General features: G+C 38.0%; 13 protein-coding genes. 7 read left to right on the forward strand and 6 right to left on the reverse strand.

The features are described from left to right. Positions 1–59 precede the first annotated feature (59 nt). The 3 genes from U8D43_RS06480 to U8D43_RS06490 all read left to right on the forward strand — a co-directional run bounded on the left by U8D43_RS06480 (position 60) and on the right by U8D43_RS06490 (position 2,376). Positions 60–788, forward strand: a complete 729-nt coding sequence (locus tag U8D43_RS06480; protein ID WP_335870358.1) for a peptidylprolyl isomerase — start codon at positions 60–62, stop codon at positions 786–788. Between the two features lie 291 nt (positions 789–1,079). Continuing rightward, on the forward strand, positions 1,080–1,283 hold the full coding sequence (locus U8D43_RS06485) for a hypothetical protein (RefSeq protein ID WP_335870359.1): 204 nt from the start codon (positions 1,080–1,082) through the stop codon (positions 1,281–1,283). 550 nt (positions 1,284–1,833) lie between these two features. Continuing rightward, positions 1,834–2,376, forward strand: coding sequence for a superoxide dismutase family protein (locus U8D43_RS06490; protein WP_442893569.1), 543 nt, complete (start codon positions 1,834–1,836; stop codon positions 2,374–2,376). A 391-nt stretch (positions 2,377–2,767) separates the two neighbouring features. Here U8D43_RS06490 and U8D43_RS06495 read toward each other — a convergent pair whose 3' ends face one another. Then, complete coding sequence (locus U8D43_RS06495) at positions 2,768–3,271, reverse strand: GNAT family N-acetyltransferase (RefSeq protein ID WP_335870360.1); 504 nt, start codon at positions 3,269–3,271, stop codon at positions 2,768–2,770. Between the two features lie 98 nt (positions 3,272–3,369). Beyond that, positions 3,370–4,524 (reverse strand): MalY/PatB family protein, encoded by a 1,155-nt coding sequence (locus U8D43_RS06500; protein WP_335870361.1) that lies wholly within the window; start codon positions 4,522–4,524, stop codon positions 3,370–3,372. A 73-nt stretch (positions 4,525–4,597) separates the two neighbouring features. Between U8D43_RS06500 and U8D43_RS06505 the strand changes: the two genes are divergently transcribed. Next, positions 4,598–4,858 carry a DUF1871 family protein gene (locus U8D43_RS06505; RefSeq protein WP_335870362.1) on the forward strand — a complete coding sequence of 87 codons (261 nt, stop codon included), beginning with the start codon at positions 4,598–4,600 and terminating at the stop codon, positions 4,856–4,858. A 536-nt stretch (positions 4,859–5,394) separates the two neighbouring features. Here the strand turns inward: U8D43_RS06505 and U8D43_RS06510 are convergent. After that, positions 5,395–6,222, reverse strand: coding sequence for an alpha/beta hydrolase (locus U8D43_RS06510; RefSeq protein ID WP_335870363.1), 828 nt, complete (start codon positions 6,220–6,222; stop codon positions 5,395–5,397). 341 nt (positions 6,223–6,563) lie between these two features. On the opposite strand from U8D43_RS06510, the gene U8D43_RS06515 reads away from it, so the two are divergent. Continuing rightward, the gene (locus U8D43_RS06515) at positions 6,564–7,064 is read left to right on the forward strand and encodes an Lrp/AsnC family transcriptional regulator (protein ID WP_335870364.1); all 501 of its coding nucleotides are present in this window, start codon (positions 6,564–6,566) and stop codon (positions 7,062–7,064) included. Further along, positions 7,064–8,236: an aminotransferase gene (locus U8D43_RS06520; RefSeq protein WP_335870365.1), complete on the forward strand. Its 1,173-nt coding sequence runs from the start codon at positions 7,064–7,066 to the stop codon at positions 8,234–8,236. The genes U8D43_RS06515 and U8D43_RS06520 overlap by 1 nt, the downstream gene beginning before the upstream one ends. 953 nt (positions 8,237–9,189) lie before the next feature. Here U8D43_RS06520 and U8D43_RS06525 read toward each other — a convergent pair. Then, entirely contained in the window at positions 9,190–9,549 is a 360-nt protein-coding gene (locus U8D43_RS06525) for a helix-turn-helix transcriptional regulator (protein WP_335870366.1), read from the reverse strand. A gap of 82 nt (positions 9,550–9,631) precedes the next feature. Beyond that, entirely contained in the window at positions 9,632–10,972 is a 1,341-nt protein-coding gene (locus U8D43_RS06530; protein ID WP_335870367.1) for a sodium-dependent transporter, read from the reverse strand. A gap of 965 nt (positions 10,973–11,937) precedes the next feature. On the opposite strand from U8D43_RS06530, the gene yugI reads away from it, so the two are divergent. Further along, positions 11,938–12,339 (forward strand): S1 domain-containing post-transcriptional regulator GSP13, encoded by a 402-nt coding sequence (gene yugI, locus U8D43_RS06535; protein WP_335870368.1) that lies wholly within the window; start codon positions 11,938–11,940, stop codon positions 12,337–12,339. A gap of 62 nt (positions 12,340–12,401) precedes the next feature. Here the strand turns inward: yugI and U8D43_RS06540 are convergent, their stop codons facing one another. Then, entirely contained in the window at positions 12,402–13,751 is a 1,350-nt protein-coding gene (locus U8D43_RS06540; RefSeq protein WP_335870369.1) for a sigma-54 interaction domain-containing protein, read from the reverse strand. Positions 13,752–13,882 lie beyond the last annotated feature (131 nt).

Below are 13,882 nucleotides of genomic sequence, written 5' to 3' on the forward strand. Positions count from 1 at the left end.
AAATGGCTAAGGTTGATGTTTTAGCCTATTGAGAAGAAAGAATTATTGGAGGGAACACGATGAATCGTTTAATACGCAATGTGCTCAGTCTTAGTTTAGGGGTGTTGCTGCTCTCAGCTTGTGGAACAGAAGCAGCGCCTGAAAAAGAAAATTCAACTGAAAGTAAAGCAACAGAAAGCAATGAGGGAATGGAAGAACAGAATTATCCACAACTATCAAAAGAGGTTCAAGAAGATGAAATTCTAGTAAATATGCAAACCAATCTAGGAAATATCAAAATCAAGTTATTTCCAGAGCTAGCTCCTAAAACGGTTGAAAATTTTGTTACACACAGTAAAGATGGTTACTATGATGGATTGACGTTTCACCGAGTTATTAATGATTTTATGCTTCAAGGGGGAGATCCAACTGGTAATGGCACTGGTGGAGAAAGCATATATGGAGAACCGTTTGAAGATGAGTTTACGTCACAACTTTTCAATCTGAATGGAGCCCTTTCCATGGCTAATGCAGGCCCGAACACCAATGGAAGTCAATTTTTTATTGTCCAAAATAGCACTGTTGATTCAGGATTAAAAGCAGATCTAGAAAAAGCAGGCTATCCAGCTGCTATCGTGAATGCCTATTTAGAAAATGGTGGAACCCCTTGGCTCGATTCTCGTCATACTGTATTTGGACAAGTTGTCGAAGGAATGGATGTTGTGAACAAAATTGCTTCTGTTGAGGTGGGAGCAGGAGATAAGCCGGTTGAAGATGTTTTGATTGAAACAATCGAGGTAGTGGAATAAACATGCTTTCGTCTCAGAAGTTATGTAGTTATTTTCTTCTCATGCCATAGTGAGGATCTTTTTTACACGATATTGTGGACTCGAATCTGAAGAATCTACAGGCCTCTTCTTGTTAGGGAAACAAACAAACTTTAAGAAAATAGCTAATCGATAAAACGGTTATTCAATCCACTACGGGGGATATAAGTGGTTGTTGTTTTCAAGTATTGCTATAATGAATCATAAAAAAGTTCAGAAAAAAATAAAACAGGTTAGCAGCTATAGTTGATTTTTAACTGAGAGGAGAAACATATGCATTCTAATGTAGTTTTAGGCTTATTTCTATATTTTCCGGAAGATAAATCAGAATACATTCCAGCTGGCATCACCATGGTGATTTTCGCCATCATTGCATTTTTGACTTTTAAAATGATTATTCGCGTGTCTAAGCGACAAGAAATGAAAACAAAAGACATGGAAGAGGCCATTCAAAAAGAACGTGAAACAAAAGAATAGTTCTTTACAAAAGGCTCAATTCGTATCCATCGTAACTGGTGTTTCACATCAAAAATATGCGAAAACAGTTTTGTTAAAAAAATGCAGAAAACATCGCTTTGTAGTGATGTTTTTTTGTTAAGGCTGTTTTCGCAAAGATTGTGGCTTTTCGAATTAGCCCTCCTATCGTGATGAAGAATGGCTTCGGGCATCTTTTCTCCTCATTTTTACCCGAAATGAGGAGGAAAAAAGAGTGTTTCCATCTTTTTTGTATGCTACAGCAACAAAGTATGCGAAAAGGGCCTTTGTTAAACATGTTTACTGATTATTGCTTCAGGGCGTTCACCAACCATACCAAACAGAGGTCCAACAAAAATTAAACACTCACTAACACAGCTTTTTGAAAACGAAGAAAAATATAATGAGAAATGGTTTTGTGTCTAGGTCTAGACAGCTGCGCTTCTCTTTTTCTTGATAGCAAATAGTGAGCTGTGATAGGAATATTTTGAATAAATTGCTTCTGGCTTGTACATACTGGGAACATATTATTTGGTTTTTGGAGGAGAAAGCGATGAAGAATAAACGAACTTATTGTCTTCTTATGACATGTCTTTTACTTTCAGCGTGCGTCTATCCGGATGTGCGTAAAATTGATGTGGATATGAAAAATGCAGATGGTGATTCAATTGGTACGATTACATTACAAGAACAGGCAGAAGGAGTCATGGTTAATGTGGACGTAGAAGGATTGACTCCTGGTGATCATGGAATTCATTTTCATGAAAAAGGGTCATGCGAGGCACCTGATTTTACATCAGCGGGTGGACATTTTAATCCGGACAATCATGCACATGGCTTAATGAATCAAGACGGTGCACATGCGGGTGATTTACCGAACTTGACGGTAAAGGATGACGGAAGTGCCAAAGCAGAGATTCTTGCCACACAAGTGACACTAGATGATGGTAAAAGCTCACTGTTTACGAAAGAAGGTACGGCGATCGTCATACATGAAGTACAAGATGATGGTACGAGTCAGCCAGCAGGAGATGCCGGCATACGAGTGGCCTGTGGAGAAATCCAAAAGGATGAAAAAGCCGAGAAAAAGGAGTAGGTTGTAAACTTCCTCCTGCCAATAGGAGCACTTGAAAAGAGGAAAACGTGATTTAAATCTGAGTTTTTGCTATATAATAGGCTGTTTTCACAAATTTTGTTGCTTTTCCAACCAGTTTATTAACGGTGATATTGCTTTGTTTCGGGTCATCTTTTCATTTGTTTTTGGTGGGTATCAACAGTGAAATGGAAGGTTAATTAAAAATTAGATGAAATAATTAGAATGTATACGAAAAGACCTATATAAAAACAGTAAGTGCGCCTCGTGTATATAGACACCCTTACTGTTTCTTGAGGAAATTGAATCATTATAGTTTAGATAACCTTTATTCAAGTCAGAGGTTGAGTTGAATAAAGTCTAATAGAAGCAGCGGTAAAAAAGTCATGGGTAACTAGAGTAGTAAGGTCATTAATTCTTCGTCAAAATAGTGATTGTCGACTAATTGAGCTTTAGGGTCCAAGCCATAAACCGAGAAGCCAAGCTTTTGATATAACCTTTTGGCTTCGCTATTTCCTGAAGTCACGGATAAATTTATTTTTTTAAGTCCAGGTATACAATTGGCTTCTTGAATGACGCTTGCTAATAAAGCAGCACCTACACCAAGACCTCGCTTCTTCTGTGTCACATACATTGCAAAAATAGTTGCACGATGCATCATTTTAGGGTGTGTTTCACGGAGTAATGTGACGACACCAATTAATTCATTTTCAGCAAAAGCCCCGTACGTATAATTGTTTTTATTCTGCAAGCGCTCCTTCGTTTGATTTATCGGATTTGTTCTCTGGATGGCCTCGTCATAAGTCATTAAAAATGCGTGAGGGTTCGTGGTTAAAGCCTCCAACCGTAATGACCAATATTCTTCTGCGTGAGCGGGTGTTAATCGGATTATGTTCATGTGCATTCTCCTTCAATCGTTTGTTCCAAGTACTAACACGAGATGAGAAAGGAAATTCCTGATATAGCTGGAAAAATCCAAACCTTGCGCTATTAAAGTTAACTTAAAGCTCTTTGTAACCTGAACATCGCTTCTTCTAGTGTATCTTTAGGACAGCCAATATTCATGCGGAAAAATCCAGTTCCTTCTTCTCCGTATTTACTACCAGGTTCAAGAGCAAGCTTTCCTTTTTTATGAAGAAGTTCGGTGATTTTTTCTTCTGAAAGTTGTAGAGCCCGAAAATCGAGCCATAGAAGATAGGTTCCTTCTGTTTCCACAAGTTTGACGTTCGGCAGGTTTTCCATTAAAAAGCTAGACACGAGCTTTTTATTATTTTCTATGTAAGAAATAAGCTCATTCAGCCAGGGACCTCCTTTTGTGTAGGCAGCTTCGAGTCCGATAAGTCCCAGTGCATTCAAAGAGAAAACTCCTTGTTTTTTTTGTGCATTTTGATATTGAACCCGAAGCTCTTGGTTTTCAATAATCAAAAGAGATGCTTGCAAGCCCGCAATATTAAACGTTTTACTCGGGGCTGTGAGTGTAATCACCGTATCTTTGAAATCTTTTGCAATGGCATAGTGCTGGTGAGGTGGGAAGACTAGATCGCAATGTATTTCGTCAGAAACTATTAGGACGTTATAAGCTTGACATAATTGAGCCATTTTTGTAAGTTCAGCTTTAGTCCAAACTTTTCCAACAGGATTATGTGGATTACATAATAAGAATAGTTTTACACCTTGCTGAAGACTTTTTTCAAACGCATCAAAGTCGATTTCATAGTGGCTATTCATTTGAAAGAGTGGGCAATCAATAACTTCACGGTCATTTTGTTGAATTAATTGAAAAAAAGGAAAGTAGACAGGCGTTTGGACTAAAATACGGTCGCCTTTATCGGTAAAGGTTGTGATCGCTGTCGCAAGAGAAGGGACAACACCAGGGCTATAGAGAATGGCATCTTCTGGAAAGGACCAATTATGTCTGTTTTTAAACCATGAGGCAACAGCTGAGTTCGTTTTGTCTGTTGCAAAACTGTAGCCGAAAATACCATGTTCTATTCGTTTATGAAGGGATTGGATGACTTCGTTTGGAGCAGGAAAATCCATATCGGCAACCCACAAGGGTAAGATATCGTCCTCTCCGAATAGACGAGGAGTTAAATCCCATTTGACAGAGGCAGTTCCTTTGCGATTTGTTATTATATCAAAATTTTCCATTGATCAACCATCCTTTGCTTTTTCTTATTCTGTGATAAACTATGTGTACAAAATAAATGAATAAGGTGATGTTATGAATTTGACGGAGATGAATAGACAACTAGTGTCTTTGTTGAAAAAGTGGGATCCTTTTCAAGTAGGTCCTGAAGGCTATGATACCGAAATTGCCGATGTTGTACAAGCGGTTCATGACAACGAAAAACCACAGCCCTTAGCCGGTGAGATTCAAAGTATTTATGAATTTTCATTTGAAGAATGGATTCCTATGTGGGAATGTGAAGTGATTGCTGAAAAAATGCTTCAAATAAAAAACAGCGCATCTTGCTCATTTTAGTTCTTTAAGTATTTTGTCAGAGACGTACAGTCATAATTATACGAAAGGACAGCCCTCTGAACGAAGGTTGTCCTTTTCAAGTTATCTAGTTTGAACTAATGTTCTTCTTTTTGATATAGCTTTGTTAAACAGGGATGTTAATCTCCGCTCCAGGCACTCGCTTTCCGCAGGGTAGGCGGTGAGCCTCCTCAAGGATAGGGACTATTCCCGTGGGGACGAACCTCGTGTACGGGCCATGATTTTCACCTGTCCTACTATTCCCACTGGAGCCGAGTACCTTCCGTTCTAATTGAATTAAAAAGATGTTCATCTATCTCACGTTGAACGTAATCAGGCCATTCAGTGGCATCAGTTGGGAAGTACGTTCAACCAAATGGCTACCACTATTAATCAATACTCAAGCTAGAGAATTCCATGCGCTCCATAAAAAAAGTAAAGGGAGTCTAACCGGATGGAAACATTGAGATGAACATGGACACACCTGAAGTCAACTGTTTTAAGTGAATTCTTTAGTTTAACTTATATAGATAAAAAACTTAACTTACCACGAATTGCTGAATATGTTGAAGTACTTCATCAGGTTTTTCTTCAGGTAAAAGATGGCCAGTTTCCTTCAAAATAATCATATTGGCATTGGGTAAATCTTTATTTAATCGCTTACCTATGTTTAAGGGGACAACCCGGTCCTGATCCCCCCAAATAAGCAAGCACGGGGTATCGATTTGACGGAGGATGTTCTCGGATAAATCACCTTCCCTGTCACGAATCATCCGCGTAAGTGCCCGGAATATTTCATCATCTAGAAATGGTTTTAAATAGCCGTACATCATTTCATCGTCAATTAATTGAATGTCGTGGACCACATTTTCTAAATTGTTTCGTATTCCAGAACGTGTTAGCCAGAGTTTTACATATAAATGGAAAAAAGGAGCGTAGCTGAGCCAAACAAGAGGTTTATTGACTCGCTTCAAATACCCGGAACTACCAAGTAATATACCCTTTTCAATTAGCTCAGGCTGTTGCTTCATCATATATAGGGCTACTTGTCCCCCCATAGAATGACCGGCTAGAAAAACGTTGGTCATGTTGAGTTGCTGTAAAAGTTGGATCACCGTTTTTCCTAAATTTTCATAAGAGTATCTAAATTTATTTGACTTTCCACTTCTGCCAAACGGGGGAAGGTCTACTGAAAGGACATTGTAATGCTGTTTTAATAGCGGAGTTAACCGCCGAAAGCTAAACGTTGATGAAAGAAATCCATGCAGCAATACAAAAGTTTCCTTTGAATGAGGATGAGAATGATATTCATAATAAACTTCGATGCCATTAACCATTCTATTAAACGTAATGTCATTTTCTAGCATAGTATCCTCTCTCCTGAACATATTAGTCTTTGTATTCTCCCCGGCTTGTCATAAATTACACTACTTTATTCAGCAGGAGGAAAATCTCTCATGACGGAAGAGTTATTTTGTGAAATAATGTGAACATTGAGATAGAATAGTAAAATTCAGTATAATAGTGAAAAAATGAGGCTCTATTCGAATAAATTGTAGCTGAGACATATAAAAAAGCTATGAGCACCTTATTTTTGTCATTCTTTTGGTTTAATTATGATATGAAGTCTTTCTATTTCAATATTTTAGAATCTAATACCAAAACAACTTACGAAAAATAGTCACAAATAGAGAAAAGAGGAAACGGTATGAAATGCACAGAAAAAGAATTAGAATTACTCACAATCTTAGAACAAGATGCACGTATTGCAGACGAAGTATTAGCAAAAATGCTGAATGTTACGGAAACTGAAGTAACTCAGATGATTGAAAGCTTAAAAGAGCAGAATGTCTTGGTACGTTGTAATGCATTAGTAAACTGGTCAAAAGTAGATAGTTATGAAGGGATCACCGCGATGATTGATGTAAAAGTCACCCCGAAGCGTGGAGTAGGGTTTAATGAAATTGCTCAACGTATATACCGCTTTCCTGAAGTGAAATCGCTATATTTAATGTCAGGTGCGTATGATTTATCGGTGACAGTCGAAGGAAAATCAATGAACGAGGTAGGTAATTTTGTCTCTCAAAAGCTGTCTACGCTCGATTCAGTGGTTTCAACTATGACGCATTTTTACTTAAAAAAATACAAGCATGATGGCATTATTTTAGAAGATGGTGAAGAAGATCAGCGTATGGTGGTGTCACCTTGATGAAACAGTCCCATCACTATTTGTCTCGCTCTGTCGATTCTCTTGCACCTTCAGGAATTCGAAAGTTTTTTGATTTAGCCAATAGTTTAGAAGGAGTTATCTCACTAGGAGTTGGTGAGCCTGACTTTGTAACATCGTGGGGAGTGAGAGAAGCTGCCATCGCATCACTAGAAAAAGGGTATACATCCTACACAGCCAACGCAGGACTGGTAGAGCTTCGTACAGAAATTTCTCACTATATTGAAGATCGGTTTAAAGTTGCTTATGACGTCAATGAAGAAATAATTGTGACTGTGGGTGCGAGTCAGGCGCTTGATCTCGCGTTTCGATCGATCCTCAATCCGGGAGATGAAGTCATCATTGTGGAGCCGAGCTTTGTGTCTTACGCACCGCTAGTGACGCTTGCTGGGGGGACGCCCGTCCGGATTGATGCAAAAGCAGAAAATGAATTTGTGATGCAGCCTGATCAGCTACGGGAAGCCATTACAGAAAAGACGAAAGCGATTTTACTTTGTTCCCCAAATAATCCGACCGGTACAGTCATGAAAAAAGAGCATTACGAAGGATTACTGCCTATCATTCAAGAGGAAGACCTTTTGGTTATTTCAGATGAAATATATGCAGAGCTTGTTTATGATGAAGAACATATTTGTTTTTCTGCCCTTCCTGACATGAGAGAGCGAACGATCTTAATCAATGGATTTTCAAAGGGTTTTGCCATGACGGGATGGCGGCTGGGGTTTGTTTGTGCTCCACCATTTTTGACGCAAGCCATGCTGAAAATTCACCAGTATAGTATGATGTGTGCACCTACATCCGCACAGTTTGGTGCTATTGCAGCGCTGAGTGAAGGGATGCGAGAAGTCGCAGAAATGAAAAAAAGTTATCGTCAACGGCGTAATTATTTTGTGTCGGCATGTAATGAAATGGGTCTTTCCTGTCATTTACCGGGAGGAGCTTTTTATAGTTTTCCATCCATTAAAAGCACGGGATTGTCATCAGAAGAATTCGCTCAACGCTTGTTGGTCGAAGAAAAGGTGGCTGTGGTACCTGGACATGTATTTGGAGAAAGTGGAGAAGGACATATTCGCTGTTCATATGCCTCTTCGCTCAGTCAGCTGCAAGAGGCTGTGAAGAGAATGAAGCGATTTATGGAGAGAACTCGATCGTGACCAAAAAAGGCTGTTTTCGCAAAGGTTAGGGATTTTCGAATAGGAATAGAACCCTTGACTTGTATGACTTCATGCTCTTTTCCTAACGAGAAGTTTTTGATTTCTAAATAAAAAGTAAGAATTAATTCGAAAAAACTTTACGGCCTGTTTTTTCTTTGTGCTTGGAGCGACAACGGTTAAGAAAAAAGTCCCAAAAAAAGAGGACGATGAATATCATCGTCCATTCAATAAAGGGGGAATACTAAGAAAGCTTAGTACTATGTTACCCCGATTGCGAACGGCTTATACAACCAAATCAAGTTTTTTTAATGGAAAGATTTTTTCTTATCCATTGAGGCAATTTTATATAATTAGGCTGTATTCGCAAAGTTTGTTGCTTTCCTATCAATCTAATACTTATGATGTCGCTTTATTTCTGGGCATCTTTTCGCATGTTTTTGATGGAAATCAACAGTGAAACGGAGGATTCAATCTAAAATCAGATGAATTAACCCCGTAAATGATTTTTTTCTAGAACATTAACTGCTGTGGAAGCAAAATTCTCTATGAAAACAGTTTAACTAAAGAAGAATAGGTAAGAAACGTCATTTCATCGGGAATGGCGTTTTTTCTTGAAGTCTATAGTATAACTATAGACTGGGGAACGACTAGATGCCTGCCGCCGCAGGGTGAGCCACTTTCGCTTTTCGTGATCCAGCTGCAAGTGGCTAGGGACTCGGGCATTTGTCAGCCCACTACGTGAAGCAGGCTTCACTGCGTGTACTGCCAGATGCCTGCCGTCCCTGGGCGAGCCACTTTCGCTTTTCGTGATCCAGCTGCAGTGGCTAGGGACTCGGGCATTTGTCAGCCCACTACGTGAAGCAGGCTTCACTGCGTGTACTGCCAGATGCCTGCCGTCCCTGGGCGAGCCACTTTCGCTTTTCTCGACAAAAAAACCAGTGAGTTTTCACTGGTTATTCGTTATATTTTAATTCAAATAGCATTTGCATCACACGAAGGAAGTCTTCTTCTGAGAATTCTTTTGCTTTGCGAAGAATGAGCTTCGCTTTTTTCGTTCCTATCTCATTCACTAGTTGCTCAATCTCGGGGTCAATACCAGAAGCAAGGACGCCTTCTTTTTCAAGAAGCTCGGAAGCAGGCACATCTAAAACTGTAGAAAGTTTTAGAATGGTTTGGGTATCCGGCAGTTGTGTTCCATTTTCGTACTTCTCAATTGTTTTGGTTCCAACCCGTACTTTAAAAGCTAGTTCTTGTTGTGATAGATTACACTGTTCACGATACATTTTTAAATGTTCACCAAAATTGTGAGCCATTTCATCCCCTCCTATGAAAGCGTTTTTCTTATTTCTATTGTACAATAAATATTGAAAAATTTCCCTTCAGATTTTGAACATTTTATAAAATATTTAACGATTGAAGAAAGACAAGGATGATTGCAACTGGAACAATATAGCGTAAACAGATAAACCAAAGATTAAAGCTGACAGATGTGATGTTACTTCCTTGTGCAAGTTCTTGATAGCTTTCTGCTTTTTTCATTCTGAAAGAGAGAAAGATACTGATGAGAAGAGCGCCGGTAGGTAAGCCAATATTGGTAACGATAAAATCAGCTAGATCAAAAAATGTTTTATTAAAAAATCTGATTTCGCTCCAAATTCCAAAAGATAACGCACTCGGAATGCCTGCAAGAAATACGATAAAGGCAGCTACAAACGTTGTGTTCTTTCGCTTGTTCTCCTTGTTTTTAGTTAATACCGCAACCAGAATTTCGAGGATCGAAAATGCTGATGTTAAAGTCGCGAATAAAAGCAAAACTAAGAAAATGACTAAGAAAAAACCACCAAAGGAGAGTTCATTAAAGACTGCCGGCAAGACGACAAATACTAATCCCGGTCCTTCTCCTGGCGTGAATCCTAAGGCAAATACAGCGGGGAAAATGACAAGTCCTGCTAATAAGGAGATGAAAATATTTAGACCAGCAACGGAAAAAGCGGATCGAACTAAATTTTCTTTTTTAGACAAATACGAAGCATATGTCACCATAACCGATACACCTACACTTAAAGCAAAAAAGGCTTGGCCTAAAGCAAGGAGAATGGTATGCCCCGATAAATAATTCCAGTCAGGTTTTAATAAGAATAATACCCCTTCCATCGCTCCATCTAAGGTTAAAGATCGAATTACTAAAACAAGAAAAAAGACAAATAACAAAGGCATCATATAGCGGCTGGCTTTTTCAATTCCTTTTTGAATTCCACCCTGAACGACGTATGCCGTCATGAGAATAAATATAAATTGAGCGATTAGCACTTCCCATGGATTGCTAATAAGTGATACGAACAACTCTTCATATTGGGATTGTGTCTTCCCAGATAAAGCTCCGGTAACACTTCTTGTCAAATAGGAAAGAATCCACCCCCCTACAACACTATAAAACGATAATAAGATAAAAGAGACAATTGTTCCTAAGTATCCGACCCAATGCCAAGATGAGTTTGGTGCAATATTTTTATAGGCAGTGATAGCATCTGCCTTTCCTTTTCTTCCGATAACAAACTCAGCAAGAAGAATAGGTGTCCCAATGATCACTGTAAAAAGGATAAACAATATAAAGAAGACCCCTCCACCATTCATTCCAGCCATATAAGGGAATTTCCAAATAGCTCCTAGTCCAATAGCAGAACCAGAAGCGGCTAAAATAAAGCCAATTCTTGATGTCCATTCAGCATTATTCATTTAGAGTACGCTCCATTCTTCGTCATAATAAGTGGCTGTTTTCAGCTACAGTAAATGCCTAGCATATTATTTAAAAATAGGTGCCAAAAGCAAAAATATCTCTGAGAATAGCCTGATAATTTTACCAATACTACTATAGAATCAATCGACATGTATAGTCATTTTCGAAAAAAATAAAAATATTATAATGAAACTGAGTTTCCGCACACCGTACTCAATTGAAAATAAATATACATTTTTTATCATATATTTAGAAATTTAACTGTAATAGAAAAATATAACAACCTATGAAAACATATGTCCACCTGCAGGAATTAAAAGATTTTGTCGATTTTGATCTAGAATTTGTAAAAAAATTGAATAGATTCACGTGCGAAATGTGAGTTGAAAGCAACAAGTTCTTATAAAAAAGCGGTATAGAAATAGTGACTTACATTGAGAGTGGAGTGAATATCAACATTTTCTAAGAAAAGTTTGCAGATAGAGATGAGGTTGTCGCTCTTTAATGACAAAGACTGTTTTCGCAAAGTTTGTTGCTTTTCGAGCCTGTGTATATACGTTGACAGAACTTTGTTTCGGATCATCTTTTCGTCAATTTTTGAGGGAAATCAACAGTGAGAATGGTAGGTTCAATCAAAAATTAGATGTAATAGCTACAATGTATAGGAAAAGAGACTTTCGCGGTGAATGATGTTTTTTAAAAAAATGGATCTCGCCTCAAAAAAATAAGAGTTTTGGGGATTTTTCGTATTTATTTAGACAAAATCATTGCCTAAATACGGATTCATCGATGATTAAGCTCTATAACAATGTAAATGAAAACAGTCATAGGGAGTAGTAAAGTCAGCATAAGAGGGGAACACTTCTAAATGACAGTGATTTCGCTTTTGCTAAAATTGGACAACTGTGATATAATCTTTAATTGCGTATAAAAAGATGAAAATTACATTAATAGGAGTGTTTCTATGACTACAAAATATGAAGTTGGTACAGAATTAAAAGGTAAAGTAACAGGCATCCAACCGTACGGTGCGTTTGTTGCATTAGACGAACAAACTCAAGGTTTAGTGCATATTTCTGAAATTACACATGGCTATGTTAAAGACATTAATGAGCATTTAACAGTAGGAGACGAAGTAAACATACAAGTTCTTTCTGTTGATGCAGCAGCAAACAAAATCAGTCTTTCAATTCGTGCAACGGAAGAAGCACCAGCAGCAACTACTCCAAAAGAAGCAGCGAAAAAACCTCGCCGCCGCCAAGGACAAAGCAATATAAAAGCTGTTGAAGAAGCACCAGCTGGATTCAATACTCTAAAAGAAAAACTTGAAGAGTGGATTGAGCAATCTGACCTAGTCAAAAAATAATAACAAAAAAAGCCACCACTAAAGTGTGTGGCTTTTTTTGTTATTTTATACTTATAAAAAAATTATTTTTCAGGTGAGCGTTCGATTTGATTTTTTCGAATGCGATATTGTAAATTTTGCCTGCTCATTCTTAAGGATTTGGCTGTTTTTGTGATATTAAAATCATGATTCATCAGTGCTTTTTGGATATAATATTTTTCTGCCTCTTGTAAGTATTCTTCGAGTGACAACAATTCACGATTTGGTTGAACAAGCCATTTATCATCTTCTTCTGTGTCTGCACTTACCTTCTGCCTAAATGACATCGGCAAGTGGTGATAGGAAATCATTTCTTCCCATCCGACAAAACTCAACGACTCTTCCATTACTCGTTCAAGTTCTCGCACATTTCCTGGCCAATCATAGGCTTGAAGAGCGTTTATCACTTCTTGATGGATGGCTTTTACATTGGCTCCGAACAGCAAGTTATAAGAATCAATAAAAGATTGAGCTAATTCCAATATATCCTCTTGTCGCTCTCTTAGAGGAGGGACGAAGATGGAATAGTTGCTTAGTTTATAATACAGCTCTTTGCGAAGACGTCCCGCAGCAATGGCATCTATTGGATCTTCTTGCATTGTACCAATCACTTGTATATTTAGAGGGGATTCAATGTTGTCATGCTTGATTTTTTTTGATTGAAGGATATCTAGTAGCTTATCCTGAAGATTTAGTGATAGACGGTCAATGTGAGAAAGAAGAAGAGTTCCACCAGTAGCTAATTGTATAACGCCACCTTCGCCAACAAGCATGCGAGCAGAATGTGCGGGATCCAAGGAATCGCATTGCTGAGCAATAAAAGGCTTTCCAGCTCTCGAGCTTTCATTATGAATAGTTTGAGCAATAAGTTCTTTTCCTGTGCCAATCTCACCAATTATGAGTATTGAGGAAGGACTAGTGGTGGCGTGTTTACTGTTTTCAATTACCTCTAAAATAGAGGCAGAGCTTCCAATGATGGAGTTAAACGTGTAGTTCTCATCCTTTTTCGTCATTTGCTCTTTCATCAGTCGATCAAGCTTTGTTATATCGCGAGCGATTTCAACAGCTCCAATACATACGCCATGTTCAAATAAAGGGTACGTATTATTGATTGTGGTAATTTCTTGTCCTTTCCGTGTGAAATACGTTTGCTTGACATTTAAGATACTTTCACCATTTCGAAGTACATGAAGAAGTGTGCTTTCTTCATCCCGTTCAAAGTGAAAAACATCTAAAATATTTTTATCAAGCACATCTTCAATAGACATCCCTTCGATGTCCATCATCCTTTTATTGTAGACTATGGTCTTTTGTTCACGGTCAATGATATGAACGCCAGAGTCAAGCTTTTCAATTAATTCTTGATAGATGTGTAAGAGGCTTTCAGTCTTCATAAATGGTCGCTCCTTAAAAAATGCAAAATAAAAAGAGAAAATACTTGAAAAACGCAACATTCTTTTGCATTATTATATATGTAAGGGTTTTCTAAATGCAAATTTTTTTTGCGTTTGTAACAGATCACCAT

It is taken from the genome of Bacillus sp. 2205SS5-2, from assembly GCF_037024155.1.
In the GTDB taxonomy this organism is placed as follows: domain Bacteria; phylum Bacillota; class Bacilli; order Bacillales; family Bacillaceae_K; genus Bacillus_CI.